This window comes from Knoellia sp. S7-12 (assembly GCF_040518285.1).
Classification (GTDB): Bacteria; Actinomycetota; Actinomycetes; order Actinomycetales; family Dermatophilaceae; genus Knoellia.
Genome location: NZ_CP155449.1, coordinates 3272562 through 3290288, shown reverse-complemented (window position 1 = coordinate 3290288; position 17727 = coordinate 3272562). Strand labels below are relative to the sequence as shown.

Genomic DNA, 17727 nt, shown 5'->3' with positions numbered 1-17727 from the left:
CAGATTCAGATGCGACGTCTTCTGAACCCTTGGACGTCTCGGAGTCGGCGATGCGGACCTACGTCCTCGACACCTCGGTCCTTCTCTCGGATCCGCGAGCGATCCTGCGGTTCAAGGAACACGAGGTCGTCCTCCCGATCGTGGTGATCACGGAGCTGGAGGGCAAGCGGCACCACCCGGAACTGGGTTTCTTCGCGCGTGCGGCGCTGCGCCTGCTGGACGACCTGCGGATCAAGGCCGGTCGGCTCGATGCTCCCGTGCCGGTTGGTGATGACGGCGGCATCTTGCGGGTCGAGCTCAACCACACCGATTCTTCATCGCTTCCTGCCGGGTTCCGGTTGGGAGACAACGACACCCGTATCCTGTCGGTGGCCAAGAACCTCGCCAACGAGGGACGCCTCGTCACCATCGTGAGCAAGGACCTGCCGATGCGGGTCAAGGCCTCGGCCTGCGGCATGGAGGCGCAGGAGTACCGCGCTGAGCTCGCGGTCGACTCGGGCTGGACCGGCATGGCCGAGGTCGACGTCACGGTCGAGGAGATGGACCACCTCTACGAGTACGGCCGGCTCGAGCACCTCGGTGCGGCAGAGATGCCGTGCCACACCGGTCTCAAGCTGCTCTCTCCCCGTGGCAGTGGCCTGGGACGGGTCGGTGCCGACAAGCAGGTGCGGCTCGTCAAGGGCGACCGCGACGCCTTTGGTCTGCACGGACGCAGCGCCGAGCAGCGCATCGCCCTCGACATCCTGCTCGACCCCGACATCGGCATCGTGAGCCTCGGAGGGCGCGCGGGTACCGGCAAGTCGGCGCTTGCACTCTGTGCCGGCCTCGAAGCCGTGATGGAGCGCCGCCAGCAGCGCAAGGTCGTCGTTTTCCGGCCGCTGTATGCCGTGGGTGGCCAGGAGCTGGGCTACCTGCCCGGCTCGGAGTCCGAAAAGATGAACCCGTGGGGCCAGGCGGTCTTTGACACCCTGTCGGCGCTCGTGTCGCGTGAGGTCGTCGAGGAGGTGCTCGACCGCGGCATGCTCGAGGTACTGCCACTGACGCACATCCGTGGTCGCTCCTTGCATGACGCCTACGTCATCGTCGACGAGGCCCAGTCGCTCGAGCGCAACGTCCTCCTCACGGTCCTCTCGCGTATCGGTCAGAATTCCAAGGTCGTCATGACTCACGACGTGGCCCAGCGCGACAACCTGCGGGTCGGCCGTCACGACGGTGTTGCGGCGGTCATCGAGAAGCTCAAGGGTCACCCGCTCTTCGCCCATGTCACCCTCACGCGGAGCGAGCGCAGCCCCATCGCGGCCCTCGTCACCGACCTGCTCGAGCAGGAGCACGGCGACCTCTGAGGGTTCGCGCCGCCCGACAACAACGGTCCGGTATGCCGTCCGCTCGCCTCGAGCGGACGGCATACCGGCGCTGTGGCAGGGTGTGGCCCGCGGCACCGCCCGTTCGGTGCAGGTGAGCCGCGCGCGCTGTCCACCTTGAAGGGCTCGGTTTGGCCATTGGGGAGTCATCGCGTAAATTGGTCTCGATTTGGTAACGCAGCCCGACTGCCCGTCAGCCGGGCTGTTGTGCGTCTGGAGAGCTGTCGTGTGTCTGGAAAGGAAAGCCCACGTATGAGCAGGTACCGCGGAACTCACCGTGGGCGCCACGCCCGTCCATCCGAGGGACCCCTGGCGCAGGCGCTCGGCGTCGTGCGTCGCCCCGCCGTCACCGCCGGCATGGCCCTTGCGCTCGTGGGGACCGGAGCCGTTGGTGTCGGAACCAATGACGCCGTCGCCGACTCCGAACCCTTCACCCTCAGCGCGGCGTCCGTGACTCAGGCGGCCCTGTTGGCCAAGGAAAGCTTCGCCGACGACAGCCGCATCTCGAACGAGCGCGCCGGTGCCAACGCGCAACGAGCGGCCCTCGACGCCAAGGCGCAGGCCGAGGCCAAGGCCAAGGCTGATGCGGCCGCCGCAATCGCCAAGGCCAAGGCTGATGCGGCCGCGAAGGTGGCCAAGGCCAAGGAGGCAGCCCTCACCAAAGCTCGCGTGGCTGCCGCTCAGAAGGCGGCTCGCGACAAGCAGCGTGCATCACTCATCGCCGGCGCCCAGGCCGACCCCCGGAGCGCGGCCCGAGCCCTCATGGGTGACTACGGCTTCTCGAGCGACAGGCAGTGGGACTGCCTCAACCTCCTCTGGGAGGGCGAGAGCGCCTGGAACTTCAAGGCCGAGAACCCCTCGTCGGGTGCCTACGGCATCCCGCAGAGCCTGCCGGCGCGCAAGATGGCGACCGAGGGTGCCGACTACCGCACCAACCCGGTCACCCAGATCAAGTGGGGCCTGAACTACATCAAGCAGTCATACGGCACGCCCTGCGGCGCCTGGGAATTCTGGAACAACCGCTTCCCGCACTGGTACTGAGCCGTGGGCGCACTCGCAGCCGGCTCGAGCGGGATCTGGTGCTCGATGAGCAGCCCGGCCGTCGTCGGTCTGCTCGCGCACTCTGCCGCCGACTGGGTAGCCCTGGACGCCCAGCACGGTGAGTTCGACCGCCGCGCACTGCTCGAGGCCGGCCAGATCTTGAGCGCCGGCGGGCACTCTTTCGCCGTGCGGGTGGCGCGGGTGGATGCCGGTGACATCGGCTTCGCCCTGGACGTCGGGGCGTCGACCATCGTCGTCCCTCTCGTCGACACCGTCGACGATGCGCGCCTCGCGGTGGCGGCTGCGCACTACCCGCCGGCAGGGCACCGCAGTTGGGGGCCGCTGGCACCTCTGTGGAGTCAGGAGGCGCCCGGTCCAGAGCAGTCGGGAACACAGGTGGCCGTGATGGTCGAGTCCGCGCTCGCCCTGTCGAACGTCGACGCCGTCGCCGCTGTGCCCGGCGTGGACCTCCTGTTCGTCGGCCCCTTCGACCTGGCGCTCTCGCTGGGGACCTCGGTGGACGACCTGCTCGCGGACTCCGACGGACCCTTGTCGGCGGTTCGACGCGCCGCCGAAGGAGCGGGCATCGGGGTCGCGGCCTTTGCAGGAACCCCTGAGCGGGCTCACGTGCTCCGTGACCGGGGCTTCGACTGCCTCGCGGTCACGACCGACATCGCGGTCGTCGCGGCCGGGACCGAAACTCTCCTCGCCCGGCTCTGAACCTGTGCCCGGGTTCGGCCCGAAGACGGCTCAGAGACGGCGCAGGCGGATGTTCGTCACGGCGTGGTCCGCGCCCTTGGTCAGCACCAAGGTGGCCCGGTCGCGCGTGGGGAGCACATTCCGCAGCAGGTTCGGCTCGTTGATCCGCTCCCAGATCCCTGCCGCAGTCTCGCGTGCCTCGGCATCGGTCAACGCCGCGTAGCGGTGGAAGTACGACTCCGGATCAGCGAAGGCGGTCTCTCGCAGCCGGAGGAATCGCTCGACGTACCAAGTGCGCAGCTGATCCACGGGGGCGTCGACGTAGACCGAGAAGTCGAAGTAGTCCGAGAGCACCTGACGGGTCCTGAGGTCCGATCGCACCGTCGCGGGCTGAAGCACGTTGAGCCCTTCGACGATCAGCACGTCGGGCTGATCGACGATGATCTCGGCCCCCGGGACGATGTCGTAGGTGAGGTGCGAATAGACGGGGGCGACGACACGCGGCATACCCGATTTCACGTCGGCGACGAAGCGGAGGAGCGCGCGACGGTCATAGGACTCAGGAAAACCCTTGCGCTGCAACAGTCCTCGCGCCTCAAGGTCTGCGTTGGGCCGGAGGAAACCATCGGTCGTGATGAGGTCGACCCGGGGTGTCTGGGGCCAGCGGCGGAGGAGCTCACGCAGGACACGCGCCGTCGTCGACTTGCCGACGGCCACCGATCCGGCGATGCCGATGACGAACGGCACCTTGGCCGGACGGTCGCCGAGGAAGTCAGTCGTGACCCGGTGCAGGCCAGCGGTGGCGTTGACATAGAAGGCGAGAAGGCGCGAAAGGGGGAGATAGACCTGCTCCACCTCGCGCAGGTCGACGCGGTCGCCGAGCCCCGTGACCCGGGCGATGTCACCGGGGGTGAGGCTCAGGGGGTGGTTCTCCCGCCGCTCGGCCCAGTCGTCACGCGTGAAGTCGAGGTACGGCGACGGCACGGCCGCCGTCGGCTCGGACCCGGACGGGGGAACTACGGGTGTGGCAGACACGCGCGCCATTGTGGCGCACATGCTGGGTGAGCGGACGGCATACGCCATCTCGGGCGCGCAACGCAGTGGTTCGTGAAGCCCGATCCGAGCCATTAGTCTTGCCGCCATGTGTGGAATCGTCGGATACGTCGGCAGTGCCATGGATGAGCGCGCCGAGAGCGTGATCATGGAGGGGCTGGCTCGGCTTGAGTACAGGGGCTACGACTCGGCCGGGATCGCCCTCGTCACCGAGGACGGCGTCCAGTCGCAGAAGCGCGCCGGCAAGCTCGAGAACCTGAGGGGCGCCCTCGAGGGACACCCGCTCGCACCGTCGCGCACGGCCATCGGCCACACCCGCTGGGCCACGCACGGTGGCCCCACCGACGGCAACGCCCACCCGCACCACGGCGGCGCCGACAGCAAGCTCGCCCTGATCCACAACGGCATCATCGAGAACTTCCACTCGCTCAAGAAGGGGCTACTCGCAGAGGGAGTCGACTTCCTCAGTGAGACCGACACCGAGGTCGCGGCCAAGCTGGTCGGGCGCGCCTTTGACGAGACGGGTGACCTGACCCAGGCGATGCAGCAGGTCGTCAACCGCCTCGAGGGCGCGTTCACCCTCCTCGCCGTGCACTCGGACCAGCCCGGCGTCGTTGTCGGGGCCCGACGCAACAGCCCACTCGTCGTCGGCCTGGGCGAGGGCGAGAACTTCCTCGGTTCCGACGTCGCCGCGTTCATCGGCTACACCCGCCACGCACTCGAGCTCGGCCAGGACCAGATTGTCACGATCACTCCCGAGGGCCACGAGGTCATCACCTTCGACGGCGCGCCCGCAGAGGGCAAGGCCTACGAGGTCACCTGGGACGCCGCAGCGGCCGAGAAGGGTGGCTTCGCGACGTTCATGGAGAAGGAGATCTTCGACCAGCCGCACGCCGTCGGCGACACCCTGCTGGGGCGCACCGACGAGGCGGGCAGCCTGGTCCTCGACGACATGTCGATCTCCGAGGAGCAGCTCCGCCAGGTCGACCGCATCACGATCGTCGCGTGCGGGACGTCGGCCTATGCCGGGATGGTCGCCAAGTACGCCATCGAGCACTGGACGCGCATTCCCGTCGAGGTCTCGCTCTCGCACGAATTCCGCTACTGCGACCCGATCGTCAACGAGCGCACCCTCATCCTCAGCATCAGCCAGTCCGGCGAGACCATGGACACGCTCATGGCGGTCCGGCACGCCCGCGAGCTCGGCGCCCTGACGTTGTCGATCTGCAACACCCACGGCTCGACCATCCCGCGCGAGTCCGACGCGGTGCTCTACACCCACGCCGGACCTGAGATCGCTGTCGCGTCGACCAAGGCGTTCGTCGCCCAGATCACCGCGTGCTACGTCGTCGGTCTCTATCTCGCCCAGTTGCGCGGTGGCACCTTCGCCGATGACGCGCAGGCCGTGATGAAGGAACTGCACGGGGTCCCCGCCAAGCTCGAGGAGCTCCTCGGCAACATGGAACGGGTCAAGGAGATCGCCCGCTTCATGGCCGACACCCGCTCGGTGCTCTTCCTCGGTCGCAACGTCGGCTACCCGATCGCAATGGAGGGCGCGCTCAAGCTCAAGGAGCTTGCCTACATCCATGCCGAGGGCTTCGCCGCCGGCGAGCTCAAGCACGGCCCGATCGCGCTCATCGAAGCCGGACAGCCAGTCTTCATCGTCGTGCCCGGGCCGGACACCCCCCACGACCTGCACAAGAAGGTCGTCTCCAACATCCAGGAGATCCGCGCTCGCGGCGCTCGCACCATCGTCATCGCGCAGGAAGGTGACGAGGACGTCGTGCCGTTCGCCGACGAGGTCATCCGCGTGCCCCAGACGTCACCGCTGCTGCAGCCGCTCCTCACGGTCGTGCCGCTCCAGATGTTTGCCCTGCACCTCTCGACGGCCAAGGGCCTCGACGTCGACCAGCCCCGGAACCTCGCCAAGAGCGTCACGGTCGAGTGACGTGATCGTCGGCACCGGGATCGACGTCGTCGACATCGCGCGTTTCGCTGAGACGCTCGAGCGCACGCCGAGGTTGCTCACCCGACTGTTCACCGAGAGTGAGCGTGGTCTGCCGATGCGTTCTCTCGCAGCCCGATTCGCGGCCAAGGAGGCATTGGCCAAGGCGCTTGGAGCCCCCGTCGGGCTCGCCTGGACGGACGCCACCGTGGTCCGCGACGACACCGGACGACCAAGCATCGAGATGACCGGCACGGTTGCTGCGCGTGCTGCCGAACTCGGCGTGAAGCACATGCACGTGTCGCTGTCCCACGACGCCGGGATCGCCTCCGCCGTCGTCATCGCCGAGTCCTGAGCCCCACCCAGCCTGACCCAACGCAGCACTGAGGAGTCCCTCATGATCGAGGCCTGGTCGCCCGAAGACGTGTATGCCGCCGAAGCGGTTCTCGAGGACGAGCTGGCCTCTGGTGAGCTCATGGCACGCGCCGTCGAAGGTCTCGCAGAGGTCGTCGCGGCTCGCGTCACCCAGCTGGACGCCGAGACGGTCGTCGCCCTCGTGGGTGCCGGCAACAACGGAGCAGACGCCCTGTATGCCGTCGCTCAGCTCGCCGAGTCCGGGGTCAGTTGCGCTGCGGCTCTGGATCTTTCGCGTGTCCACGAGGGTGCACTCGAAGCCGCTCGGGCTGCGGGGGTGGTGCTCGTGACTGGCGCCGAGGCGCTGGAGGACATTGGCGAGGCCGACATCGTGCTCGACGGAATCGTTGGGCTGGGTGGCCGACCGGGGCTGCCCGAAGAGGCAGCGGCGTGGGTTGCGGCCATCTCCGACGACGCGCACGTCATCGCCGTCGACCTGCCGTCCGGGCAGTCTGCTGACGGACTTGGGTTCGACCCCGATGGGGTGTTGGCCGACGAGACGGTGACGTTCTCGGTGGCCAAGCCCGTGCACCTCCTGCCACCCACCGAGCAGGCGTGCGGCCTGCTCACCGTCGTCGACATCGGCCTCACCTTCGACACCGAGCCGGCCGTCATCCGCCTGACCTTTGATGACGTTGTCGACGCATGGCCGGTGCCGGGTCCGGACGACGACAAGTACTCCCGTGGTGTCGTCGGCATCGTGGCCGGTGGTGAGAACTATTCGGGCGCAGCGGTTCTCGCAGTGACCGCGGCGGTCGAGGCGGGCGCGGGCATGGTCCGCTACGTCGGCACGCCCACATCCGAAGGGCTCGTCCGTGCTGCCGTCCCCGAAGCCGTCCACGGTGAGGGCCGCGTCCAGGCCTGGGTCGTCGGACCCGGCCTCGACGTGACCTCGACCCGCCGTGACGCCACGACCCAGCTCGAGGTCGCCCGGACCGCGCTCGCGGGGGAGGAGCCCGTTCTCGTCGACGCAGGCGGGCTCGACCTCGTGGACGACGACGTCGTTGACGCGCGCCGCGACAAGCCCACCCTGCTCACTCCACACGCCGGCGAGCTCGCAACCCTGCTCACCCGACTCGGAGTCAGTCGCCGCTCCCGCAAGAGCGTGGCCGTCGATCGCGCCGCCGTCGAGGCCGAGCCCCTGCGTCATGCCCGCGCGCTCGCCGAACGCACCGGCATGACTGTGCTCCTCAAGGGATCGACGACGCTCGTCGTGCCCGCAGATCCGAGCGCGCCGGTGCGTTCACAGGCCGATGCCCCTGCGTGGCTCGCGACCGCGGGCGCCGGCGACGTCCTCGCCGGGCTCATCGGCACCCTGCTGGCGGCTGGGCTCGACCCGGCACAGGCCGGGGCGCTCGGCGCCCTGGTCCATGGGGTGGCAGCGGACCGAGCCAGCGCGGGAGGTCCGGTGCGAGCGCTGCGGGTCGCACACGGCATACCGGATGCCGTGTCGCACCTGCTCACCCGAGGATGAGCGCGCGCTCCCCCCGCCTAGACTTGATTGCCTTATGACCACGCCAGCTGCCCCCGTCTCCGCCGCACCGCCCGAGGGCGCATCGGCGTGGGTGACGATCGACCTCGACGCGATCTCCGACAACGTCCGTGAGCTCGATCGTCGCTCACCCGGCGCCGAGGTCATGGCGGTCGTCAAGGCTGACGCCTACGGCCACGGACTCGTGCCGAGTGCCCGCGCAGCCGTCGCCGGAGGAGCGACGTGGCTCGCCGTTGCCCAGTTGAACGAAGCCCTGCAACTGCGGGCTGCCGGAGTCACCACCCCGCTCCTCACCTGGCTCTTCGTGCCCGGGGTCGACTTCGGTGCCGCCATCGACGCCGACATCGACATCTCGGTCGCAGCACCGTGGGCCCTGGACGGAGTCGTGGCCGCGGCCCGCGAGCGCGGTCGCCCGGCCCGCGTCCATGTCAAGGTCGACACCGGGCTCGCGCGCAACGGTGCACTGGGGCAGGGCTGGACCGAGCTCATCGCAGCCCTGGGGCCCGTCGTCGCCGAGGGCGCCGTCGAGGTCATCGGGGTGTGGTCGCACTTCGCCCTCGCCGACGCACCCCAGCACCCCACGGTTCTGACCCAGCGTGAGCGCTTCGTCGAGGCAGCAGCGGAACTGGAGCGAGCCGGCATCCGCCCGCAGTTGCGGCACCTCGCGAACTCCGCCGCCACGCTGACCAACCCCGACGCCCACTTCGACATGGTCCGCCCGGGCCTCGCGGTCTATGGCCTGTCACCGGTGCCCGATCTCGGTGCGCCGCAGGACTTCGGGCTTCGGGAAGCCATGCGGGTCACGGCCCGTCTCGCGCTCGTCAAGCAGGCTTCGGTGGGGCAGGGCGTGAGCTACGGCCACATCTATACAACCCCCGCAGACACCACGCTGGGGCTCGTCCCTGTGGGCTACGCCGACGGCATTCCGCGGCACGCCGGCAACGTCGGACCGGTCAAGGTCGGCGATCGTCGTCTCACCGTGGCCGGACGGGTTTGCATGGACCAGTTCGTCCTCGACCTCGGAGCGGGGTATGCCGGCGGTGCCGGTGACGAGGTCGTCATCCTCGGGCGTGGGGTCGACGACGAACCGACGGCCCAGGACTGGGCCGTGGCGATCGACACGATCAACTACGAGATCGTCACGCGCATGAGCGACCGCCTCCCGCGAGTCTTCGTCGGGGGTGACGTCTGATGGTGAGCGTGGGCAAGGCCATCGGGCTCGGCGCGGCAGCAGCGGCAGCCGCAGGTGCCGCCGCGGCGGGAGTGGCCGCCGATCGCGCGGCTGCGGCCCGGCGTCGACTGCGTGCTCTCGATCCCGCAGACGGATTTGCGCACACAGCCGATCTGGAACTCAAGGTCATCGCGACGGACGGGCTCAACCTCCATGTCGAGGTGGACTCCCCGGACAACCTCGACCCCACGCTCCCGACCATCGTCATGTCGCACGGTTTCTGCCTGAGCCTGCGGGGCTGGGTCCTGCAGCGGCGGGCACTCGTCGACGCGGGCTATCGCGTCGTCCTCTGGGACCAGCGCAGCCATGGCGAGTCGGAGGTCTCCGACCTCGAGCACTGCACCATCGAACAGCTCGCCAACGACCTTCGCGCCGTCATCGACGCGACCTGTCCTGAGGGGCCGCTCGTCCTCGTCGGCCACTCGATGGGCGGCATGACGACGATGGCCTTCACCCGGCTCCACGCCGGGCTCGTCCGGGAACGGGTCATGGCCGTGGCGTTCCTCTCGACCGCGGCCGGGGGAGAAGGCCTCACCGATCTGGGGATGGGTCCGCTCGTCGGACGGGCCATCGGCCAGGCGGGACCACGCGTGCTGTCGCACCTCGCGCCCCACCAGAGGTGGCTCGCACCCGTGCGTCGACTCGGCCGCAACGTCGAGGACGCTCTCGTTGACCGCTTCTCGTTCGACTCCCCGGTGAGTGAGCAGACGGTACGCTTCGCCGCCGACCTCATCCTCGCGACGCCGCTCGAGGTCATGGCGGCGTTCCTTCCGGCACTTCGCATGCATGACGAGCTCGAGACCCTCGCGGCCCTGCTCGACAAGGAGGTCCTCGTCGTCAACGGCACCGGGGACCTGCTGACCCCGCCGCGACGCAGCGAGGAGATCGTCGAGCGGCTGCCGGGTGCCGAGCACGTCGTCGTCCAGGACTCGGGGCACCTCATCATGCTCGAGCACCCCGAGGTCGTCACCGACCAGATCCTCGCCCTCATCGACCGCGCCGAAGCCGATGCCGCGGCCGGGATCCTGGTCAGCGACAAGCCTCGGGTGCGGCGCAAGGTCATCGATATCGCCAAGGGGCGTCTGGTTCGTCGGACCCGGGCCCAGGCGAAGTCTGAGAGCAAGAGCAAGTCCAAGGCGAAGTCCGAGAACAAGAACAAGTCCAAGGCGAACTCGTGACGACTCGCCCGCTCCCGACGGCCGACGACACCCGGGCCTTCGGTGAAGCCCTCGCTGCGGAGCTGCGCGCCGGCGATCTCGTCATCCTCACGGGTGGGTTGGGGGCCGGCAAGACCACTCTCACCCAAGGTGTCGCCGCCGGGCTGGGCGTGCGCGGCCCGATCACCTCGCCGACGTTCGTCATCGCCCGCATCCATCCCTCCCTCGGCCAGGGGCCAGCGCTCGTGCACGCCGACGCCTACCGTCTCGGTGGGATCGCGGAGCTCGACGACCTCGATCTCGACACCTCCCTCGAGGACAGCGTCACGGTCGTCGAGTGGGGTCACGGCGTCGCCGACGAACTCTCGGACGACCGTCTCGAGATCGTCCTGCGGGCCGACCCGGAGACCGAGGTTCGCACCGCGCAGATCATCGGACACGGCGATCGCTGGAAGGCTGGAGTCTCGTGTTGATCCTCGCCATCGACACCTCGACGTCCGCGATCACCGTCGCGTTGCATGACGAGAAGCGGGCGATCGCCCAGGGCTCCCACCTCGACGCGCGCGCTCACACCGAGTGGCTCGCGCCCCTCGTCGCCGCCTGCCTCTCGGACGCGGGGACGCAGCCGTCAGACCTCACGGGAGTCGCGATCGGCGTCGGTCCGGGACCGTTCACGGGTCTGCGGGTCGGCATGGTCACGGGCCTGACGATGGGGCATGCGCTCGGTGTGCCGGTGCACGGTGTCTGCAGCCTCGATGCACTCGCCGAGCAGGCGGCCGGGCTCGTCGATGGTGAGCTGCTCGTCGCCACCGATGCGCGACGCAAGGAAATCTACTGGGCGCGGTATGCCGTCCGTTCCGGCTCCGTGGAGCGGCTCACCGACCCGGCGGTCGACCGCCCCGCCGACCTCCCCGGCGAGGTGCGATCCCTGCCGACGGCCGGGCGCGGGCCCGTGCTGTATCCCGAGCTGTTCGCCACCGCACTGCCGATCCTTGACGTCGACGCCGCATTGCTTGGCAGGGTTGCCGTGGCTCGGATCCAGGCCGGTGAGTCGATGCCGGTGGAGCCGCTCTACCTGCGGCGCCCCGATGCACTGACCACGGCCGAGCGGGCTGCAAAAAAGTGATCTCCAGCGACGTGACCTCAGACGACGTGACCTCCGGCAAGGTGGCCGCCGACGTGCTGGACGGACTGCGTGAGCTGGCGTGGACCGACATCCCCGGCCTCGTCGCCCTCGAGACGGAAGCCTTCCCCGATGACGCCTGGGCCGAGGCGTCCTGGTGGGGTGAGCTGGCCGGTCGCCCACGCCGCGACTACGTCGTCGTGCACCGCGAAGGTGAGCTGGCGGCATACGCCGGTCTTGATCTTGGCGGCCAAGTCGCCGACCTCATGACGATCACTGTCGCCCCGGGTCACCGCGGCACGGGTCTGGGCGCCGAGTTGCTCGACGAGCTCGAGTCGCGTGCAACTGCAGGCGGAGCCGAGGCGCTGATGCTCGAGGTGCGGGCCGACAACGCACCGGCACGGGCACTCTATGACCGCCGGGGGTATGACGTGCTCAACGTGCGTCGCGGCTACTACCAACCGGGCAACGTCGACGCCCTCGTGATGCGAAAGATGTTGACACAGAGGGGAATTGACTCATGAGTGCAGAGCAGCCACTGGTCCTCGGCATCGAGACGTCCTGCGACGAGACCGGGGTCGGCATCGTTCGCGGAGAGACCTTGCTCGTTGATGCCGTCGCGAGCAGCGTCGACGACCACGCCCGCTTCGGAGGGGTGGTTCCCGAGGTCGCGAGCCGCGCCCACCTCGAGGAGATGGTGCCGACGATCGAGCGAGCCTGTCGTGAAGCAGGTGTGCACTTGCGCGACCTCGACGCGATCTCGGTGACCTCAGGCCCGGGCCTCGCAGGCTCCCTCATGGTCGGTGTGGCATCGGCCAAGGCGCTGGCACTGTCGCTCGGCATCCCGCTCTATGGCGTCAACCACCTCGCGTCGCACGTGGCCGTCGACATCGTCGAGCACGGTCCCCTGCCCGAGCCGACGATGGCGCTCCTCGTCTCCGGTGGTCATTCGTCGCTGCTCCTCGTGCCCGATGTCACGAGCGACATCCGCAGCCTTGGGTCCACGATCGACGACGCGGCGGGTGAGGCGTTCGACAAGGTGGCGCGCGTGCTCGGGCTGCCGTTCCCCGGCGGACCGCACATCGATCGCATCGCGCGTGATGGTGAGGTCACCATCGACTTCCCGCGTGGTCTGACGACCGGTCGAGACATGGAGCGCTATCGCTTCGACTTCTCGTTCTCAGGGCTGAAGACCGCTGTGTCGCGCTGGGTCCAGGCCAAGGAGGCTGCGGGGGAGTCAGTGCCCGTCGCCGACGTTGCCGCGTCCTTCCAGGAGGCCGTCGTCGACGTGCTGACCCGCAAGGCGGTGCTCGCCTGTCGCGAGCAGGGTTCGCAACACTTGCAGATCGGTGGAGGTGTCGCCGCGAACTCGCGTCTGCGCGCCATGGCCCAGTCTCGGTGCGATGCGGCAGGCATCGAGCTGCGGGTTCCCCGACCGGGGTTGTGCACCGACAACGGGGCGATGGTCGCCGCGCTTGGAGCCCAGATGGTCCTCAAGGGTCGTGACGCGTCTCGCCTCGACCTGCCGGCCGACTCCTCGATGCCCGTCACCCAGATCCAGAACTGACTCCCCCCAGGACCGTTTCCCGCCGCCCCCGGAAAAGGGGTCCCAAGCAAGGGAACAGTTCTCTTGCTCCGGCACCGTTTCCCGCCGCCCCCGGAAAAGGTGTGACGGGTCAGCTGCAGCTGATCAGACCCATCCGCTCCTTGAGGGCCACGACGCGCAGGACTGACGACTCGAGCTGGCTGGCGAAGGCCTCGTCGGCCCGCGCCTTGTCAGCGAGGGCCTTGGTCATCGTGGGCACCGACTCGGGATCGCCGGTGAGCAGGATGTCGCCACCAGCCGCGATGTAGTCGACGGCGCGCTTTGCGGCAGGGATTGAGCGGACGGCCTTGGCGTTGATGTCGTCGGTGATGACGACACCGTCGAAGCCGAGCTGGCCGCGCAGCAGGTCGGTCATGATCGGCTTGCTGAACATGGCCTGCGTCTTGGTGGGGTCGAGTCCGGGGTAGCGCGCCGAGCTCACCATCACCAGTCCCGCACCTGCCTTGACCCCAGCGGTGAACGGCGCAAGGAAGGGATCCTTGGCCGTGGCAACGGAATCCGTGATTCCGGTGGTGTTGAAGTCGGTGTTGTTCTCCACCCGCCCGAGGCCGGGGAAGTGTTTGACCGTCCCCATGACACCACCGTCGATCATCCCCTTGAGGAAGGCCGTCGAGGCCTTGGTGACCGTCTGGGGCGTGGAGCCGTACTCGCGGGCGTACTTGCCGATCGGCTCGTTGGCGCGACCGATCTCTGCGGGCACGGTGTCCGTGACGGGCGCGAGGTTGACGTTGATCCCGACGGCCTTCAGCTCGCCTGCCCAGACCTTGGCGGCGGCAGTGAGCTCGGTCGACGACATCTGTGCCTGCACCTTGGCGGAGGGCACCTTGGTGAATCCCTCGCCACGCAACTGTCGCACCTCTCCGCCCTCCTGGTCTGCGGCGAGAAGCAGGGGTATGCCGGCCGTTGCCGCATCCGTGGCCTGCGCTTGGAGGTGTGCGCTCGTTTCCTTGACCCGCGCTGCACCCTCCCACCCGCCGAGGTAGATGACGTTGCCGACGTGCTGTTCGGCAACGAACCCGTCAAGGGCCGTCTTGGGCGCCGCGGTGTCGAACGCGACCATGAGCAGCTGTCCCAGTGCCTGCTCCTCTGTGAGGGCCTCAGCCTTCTGACGGGCGCAGGCGCTGACGTTGGTCGCTTCACGCGGCTCGGACGGGCTCGCGGAGGCAGTCGTCGAGGGTGTCGAGGAGCCCGTGCCCGGAGTCGTGGTGTCAGTGGCGGATCCCGAGCCTGATCGGCTGGTCGAGGCGCTGTCGTCCGGGTCTGCGCCACCTCCGCAACCGGCCGCAACCGCGGCGGCGAGGGCGATCGCGAGGGCGGCGGCGAGGCGGGGACGGACGGAGGTCATGGAGCGGGAAGTCACCCCACGACGCTATCCGACGCACGGCATACGCTCGGCCCATGACCCTCCCCGTGATCCTCGATGTCGACACCGGAGTGGACGACGCGTGCGCCCTGATCCTCGCGGCGCTCCACCCCGACCTGGACCTGCGCGCCGTCACCTGTGTCGGTGGGAACGCGCCGTTGCCTAAGGTCGTTCGCAATACCCTCACCGTGCTCGAGGCGTGCGGGCACGCCACGGTCCCGGTGAGTGCCGGCGCGTCCCACCCGCTGCTCGAGCGCCCGGTCGATGCTCGTCACGTCCACGGCAACGACGGCATGGCCGACCTCGGTTGGCCGGCACCTCAGGGCAGTCTCGACCCACGCCACGCCATCGACCTGCTGCGCGTGACAATCGATGCGGCCGCCGCGGAGGGGACGCCCGTCACCCTCGTACCCCTGGCCCCGATGACCAACATCGCCCTCCTCGCGCGCATGTATCCCGAGTCCTTCGCCCGCATCGGCCGCATCGTCTTCATGGGCGGTGGGGCGCGGGTGAGCAACGCGACTGCATCGGCGGAGTTCAACGTCTTCCACGACCCAGAGGCCACAGCCATCGTCCTCGACGCGAGCGTTGACCACCACGTACCGGTGACGATGTATGGCCTTGACGTCTTCTATGGACCCCAGATCACCCTTGCCGACGCCGAGGAGTTGGCCGCCCTCGATGAGCGGGGTCCGGGCGCTCTCGGTGCCGGGCTCATGCGGTTCATGAGCCAGCGCTTCGACAGTGGCAGCGCCACGATCGGGGACGCCGGGGCGGTGGCGATGCTCGTCGACCCCGGGGCCGTCCGGACGGAGCGACTGCCCGTCCGCGTCGAGCTCTCCGGCACCTGGACCCGCGGGCGCACCATCGTCGACACCCGCGACTGGTCGGGCGACATGGACCACGATCCCCACGGGCTTGCACACGCGCACGTTGATGTGGCCCTCGAGATCGACGGACCTCGCATCGCGCGACTCTGGCTCGACACGATCCGAGAGGCCCGCTGATGGGGCGCGTCATGGTCCTCGGGTCGCTCAACGTCGACCTCGTCACCCGCGTCGAACGTCACCCGCACCCGGGCGAGACTCTGCTGGGTGAGGGGCTCGACCGACTGGCTGGCGGCAAGGGCGCGAACCAAGCCGTTGCGGCCGCCGCAGCCGGCGCCGACGTCCTCATGGTGGGTTGCATCGGAGACGACGGAGGCGGGGCCGCGTACCTCGAACGGTTGCGCCACAGGGGAATTGACGTATCGCGGGTCCGGACGGTCCACGGCGAGGCCAGCGGGCACGCCCTCATTGCCGTCGATGATCGGGGCGAGAACAGCATCATTGTCATCCCCGGCGCCAATGGCCTGCTCGACGACACCGAGGTCTCAGCGGTGGACGAACTCGGGCCCGGCGATGTCCTCCTCCTCCAGCTGGAGGTGCCGCTTCCCGTGGTCTGTGGTGCTGCCAGGCGTGCGGCGCACCTCGGCGCTCGCGTCGTCATCAACACCGCCCCGTATGCCGCCCTCCCGGCCGACGTGGTCGCCCTCGCCGATCCGGTGGTCGCCAACGAGCACGAGATGGTGGCGCTCGCCGAGTCCGGCGCCGAACCAGGCTCCCTCCTCGTCACCTTCGGCGCCAACGGCGTCACCTGGGACGGCCAAACCACCCCCGCCCACAACGTCCCACCTTCTGCCGTCGTCGACACCACAGGAGCAGGAGACGCCTTCTGCGGCGCCCTGGCCGCAGCCCTCGCCGCCGGAGCCGACCGCACCGCCGCACTGGAGGCAGCACTGACCGCAGGAGCCGCAGCAGTCCGCCACCAAGGAGCCCAGCCCAACGCCGCCCTCAGGTGATGAGCGGCAATGCTGCTGTTCGCCGCCGGCTGGGACTGGCGGGAGCGTGGAGCGCGCTCAGCGCGCGAAGCGCGGATGGGACAGCGGCGAACGGGAGCATTTCCGCGAGGAGTACGCGAGGCGAGGCCGCGAAGGGGTTAGGCGGGAGAGACGATGAGAGCGGTGGGGGAGCCACCGACCCGGGTCAGAACCACGGTGGCCTGCTCACCACTACCCGCCTTGGTCCCGATCTTGAGGTCGCGGCGCAGTTGCTCGTCGTCGAGCCGGATCCCGCGTTTCTTGATTGTCAGCCCGGTGACGCCGTGTTCGCGAAGCCAGCCACGCAGGGTCTTGACGCTGAACGGCATCGCCTCGTGCACGGCATACCGACGCGTGTAGGCGAGCGACATGTTGCGTGAGGTGAGGACGTAGCCGGTGCCCTCGTCGGATTCCATCCCTTCGGTGCTGCGGGTCACGGCACCCACGAGGCCTGCGCGGATTACGCCCTTGTCGACGTCATGGAGCCAGGCGCCCACGTCGCTCAGCGAGGTCGCGGTCGGTGGCACAGGGTCGGCCATCGACTCGTTGACGACGATCGGGGACGCGTCGGGCCCCATGACCCGTGCGGTGCGACCGCGCACCATGGCGAGCGGCCCCCACCAGATGGCGCACTCGACGACGTCGCCTGCCCAGGACGTCCATTGGGCCTCGGTGCCGTTCGGGATCGCTGCGTGGTCGAAGCCCGGGCTGAGTTTGACTCCCGTGGCGGGCACAGCGGCAGCGACCTGCTGCACGAAGTCCCAGGACGGCGAGATCTCTTCGAGGCGGAAGGTCCGTCGGGTGCGGCCGGTGATGTCGGCGACCCCTCGGGTGCGTCGCGCCGGATCGAGCCAGGCGCCGACCCGGTTGCGGCCCGGGTCGACCCCGAAGTCGGCGTCCTCGGCGGAGGCCACCCGGGCACGGGAATCGGGCCACGGCCTCAGGTTGGCGTCGGCGACGGCTGCCGTCACCGGATCGGAGTCGACGGCGCGCACGGTGACACCGAGAGAGGACAGGGTCACGGAGTCGGCGCCGATGCCGCAGCCGAGATCGTGCACCTGGGCCAGGCTGGCGCGACTGAAGCGGTGGGCGTGCGCGACGGCGACCTCGAGGCGGGTGGCCTGCTCGAGCCCATCGGGTGTGAAGAGCATGTCGGAGGCGAACTCGCCGAATTTCTGGGTGGCTTTGGCCCGCAGTCGTTGCTGGGTCAGGGCGGCCGCCGTGAGGTCCACCGAGTGCCCTGCTCGGCGCAGACGGTCATGCAGGGTGAGGACGTCGGAGTCGCTGTAGGGCGGGAGGGATCGCAGAAGCTCCTGCCCCTCCGGGGCGGCGAGGGCCCTCACCGTGCTGACGTCCACGGGGCAACCTTCTCATTCGCTCATTG

General features: G+C 69.1%; 17 protein-coding genes. 14 read left to right on the top strand and 3 right to left on the bottom strand.

Annotation, left to right across the window (positions count from 1 at the left end; all coding sequences use genetic code 11):
• Window positions 1-50: 50 nt before the first annotated feature.
• From V6K52_RS15780 to V6K52_RS15770, 3 genes are all read left to right on the top strand, one after another.
• Window positions 51-1343, top strand: coding sequence for a PhoH family protein (locus tag V6K52_RS15780; protein WP_353953787.1), 1293 nt, complete (start codon window positions 51-53; stop codon window positions 1341-1343).
• Window positions 1344-1613: 270 nt separating this feature from the next.
• Window positions 1614-2402 (top strand): transglycosylase SLT domain-containing protein, encoded by a 789-nt coding sequence (locus V6K52_RS15775; RefSeq protein ID WP_353951072.1) that lies wholly within the window; start codon window positions 1614-1616, stop codon window positions 2400-2402.
• Window positions 2403-2405: 3 nt separating this feature from the next.
• The gene (locus tag V6K52_RS15770) at window positions 2406-3122 is read left to right on the top strand and encodes an aldolase/citrate lyase family protein (protein WP_353951071.1); all 717 of its coding nucleotides are present in this window, start codon (window positions 2406-2408) and stop codon (window positions 3120-3122) included.
• Between the two features lie 30 nt (window positions 3123-3152).
• On the opposite strand, the gene coaA is transcribed toward V6K52_RS15770, so the two are convergent.
• A complete protein-coding gene (coaA, locus tag V6K52_RS15765; protein ID WP_353951070.1) occupies window positions 3153-4136 on the bottom strand; it encodes a type I pantothenate kinase in 984 nt (327 codons plus the stop codon).
• 106 nt (window positions 4137-4242) lie between these two features.
• Between coaA and glmS the strand changes: the two genes are divergently transcribed.
• From glmS to tsaD, 9 genes are read left to right on the top strand one after another with little or no spacing between them, the layout of a single operon-like run.
• Window positions 4243-6102 (top strand): glutamine--fructose-6-phosphate transaminase (isomerizing), encoded by a 1860-nt coding sequence (glmS, locus tag V6K52_RS15760; protein WP_353951069.1) that lies wholly within the window; start codon window positions 4243-4245, stop codon window positions 6100-6102.
• Window position 6103: 1 nt separating this feature from the next.
• Window positions 6104-6454: a holo-ACP synthase gene (locus V6K52_RS15755; RefSeq protein WP_353951068.1), complete on the top strand. Its 351-nt coding sequence runs from the start codon at window positions 6104-6106 to the stop codon at window positions 6452-6454.
• Between the two features lie 42 nt (window positions 6455-6496).
• On the top strand, window positions 6497-7987 hold the full coding sequence (locus V6K52_RS15750; protein ID WP_353951067.1) for an NAD(P)H-hydrate dehydratase: 1491 nt from the start codon (window positions 6497-6499) through the stop codon (window positions 7985-7987).
• 34 nt (window positions 7988-8021) lie between these two features.
• Complete coding sequence (gene alr / locus V6K52_RS15745) at window positions 8022-9197, top strand: alanine racemase (protein WP_353951066.1); 1176 nt, start codon at window positions 8022-8024, stop codon at window positions 9195-9197.
• Window positions 9197-10414 (top strand): alpha/beta hydrolase, encoded by a 1218-nt coding sequence (locus V6K52_RS15740; protein ID WP_353951065.1) that lies wholly within the window; start codon window positions 9197-9199, stop codon window positions 10412-10414. The genes alr and V6K52_RS15740 overlap by 1 nt, the downstream gene beginning before the upstream one ends.
• Window positions 10411-10866, top strand: a complete 456-nt coding sequence (gene tsaE / locus V6K52_RS15735; RefSeq protein ID WP_353951064.1) for a tRNA (adenosine(37)-N6)-threonylcarbamoyltransferase complex ATPase subunit type 1 TsaE — start codon at window positions 10411-10413, stop codon at window positions 10864-10866. The genes V6K52_RS15740 and tsaE overlap by 4 nt, the downstream gene beginning before the upstream one ends.
• Window positions 10860-11519, top strand: coding sequence for a tRNA (adenosine(37)-N6)-threonylcarbamoyltransferase complex dimerization subunit type 1 TsaB (gene tsaB, locus V6K52_RS15730; RefSeq protein WP_353951063.1), 660 nt, complete (start codon window positions 10860-10862; stop codon window positions 11517-11519). Before tsaE ends, tsaB begins: the two co-directional genes overlap by 7 nt.
• Before the next feature lie 11 nt (window positions 11520-11530).
• Entirely contained in the window at window positions 11531-12040 is a 510-nt protein-coding gene (rimI, locus tag V6K52_RS15725) for a ribosomal protein S18-alanine N-acetyltransferase (protein ID WP_353951062.1), read from the top strand.
• Window positions 12037-13083 carry a tRNA (adenosine(37)-N6)-threonylcarbamoyltransferase complex transferase subunit TsaD gene (gene tsaD / locus V6K52_RS15720; RefSeq protein ID WP_353951061.1) on the top strand — a complete coding sequence of 349 codons (1047 nt, stop codon included), beginning with the start codon at window positions 12037-12039 and terminating at the stop codon, window positions 13081-13083. The genes rimI and tsaD overlap by 4 nt, the downstream gene beginning before the upstream one ends.
• A 109-nt stretch (window positions 13084-13192) precedes the next feature.
• On the opposite strand, the gene V6K52_RS15715 is transcribed toward tsaD, so the two are convergent.
• The gene (locus V6K52_RS15715) at window positions 13193-14482 is read right to left on the bottom strand and encodes a glycoside hydrolase family 3 N-terminal domain-containing protein (RefSeq protein WP_353951060.1); all 1290 of its coding nucleotides are present in this window, start codon (window positions 14480-14482) and stop codon (window positions 13193-13195) included.
• A gap of 38 nt (window positions 14483-14520) precedes the next feature.
• Here V6K52_RS15715 and V6K52_RS15710 point away from each other — a divergent pair, with 38 nt between their 5' ends.
• Both V6K52_RS15710 and V6K52_RS15705 read left to right on the top strand, forming a co-directional pair.
• Window positions 14521-15492 carry a nucleoside hydrolase gene (locus V6K52_RS15710; RefSeq protein ID WP_353951059.1) on the top strand — a complete coding sequence of 324 codons (972 nt, stop codon included), beginning with the start codon at window positions 14521-14523 and terminating at the stop codon, window positions 15490-15492.
• Window positions 15492-16325, top strand: coding sequence for a ribokinase (locus tag V6K52_RS15705; protein ID WP_353951058.1), 834 nt, complete (start codon window positions 15492-15494; stop codon window positions 16323-16325). The genes V6K52_RS15710 and V6K52_RS15705 overlap by 1 nt, the downstream gene beginning before the upstream one ends.
• Before the next feature lie 137 nt (window positions 16326-16462).
• On the opposite strand, the gene V6K52_RS15700 is transcribed toward V6K52_RS15705, so the two are convergent.
• Complete coding sequence (locus V6K52_RS15700) at window positions 16463-17701, bottom strand: class I SAM-dependent methyltransferase (protein ID WP_353951057.1); 1239 nt, start codon at window positions 17699-17701, stop codon at window positions 16463-16465.
• Window positions 17702-17727: the final 26 nt, after the last annotated feature.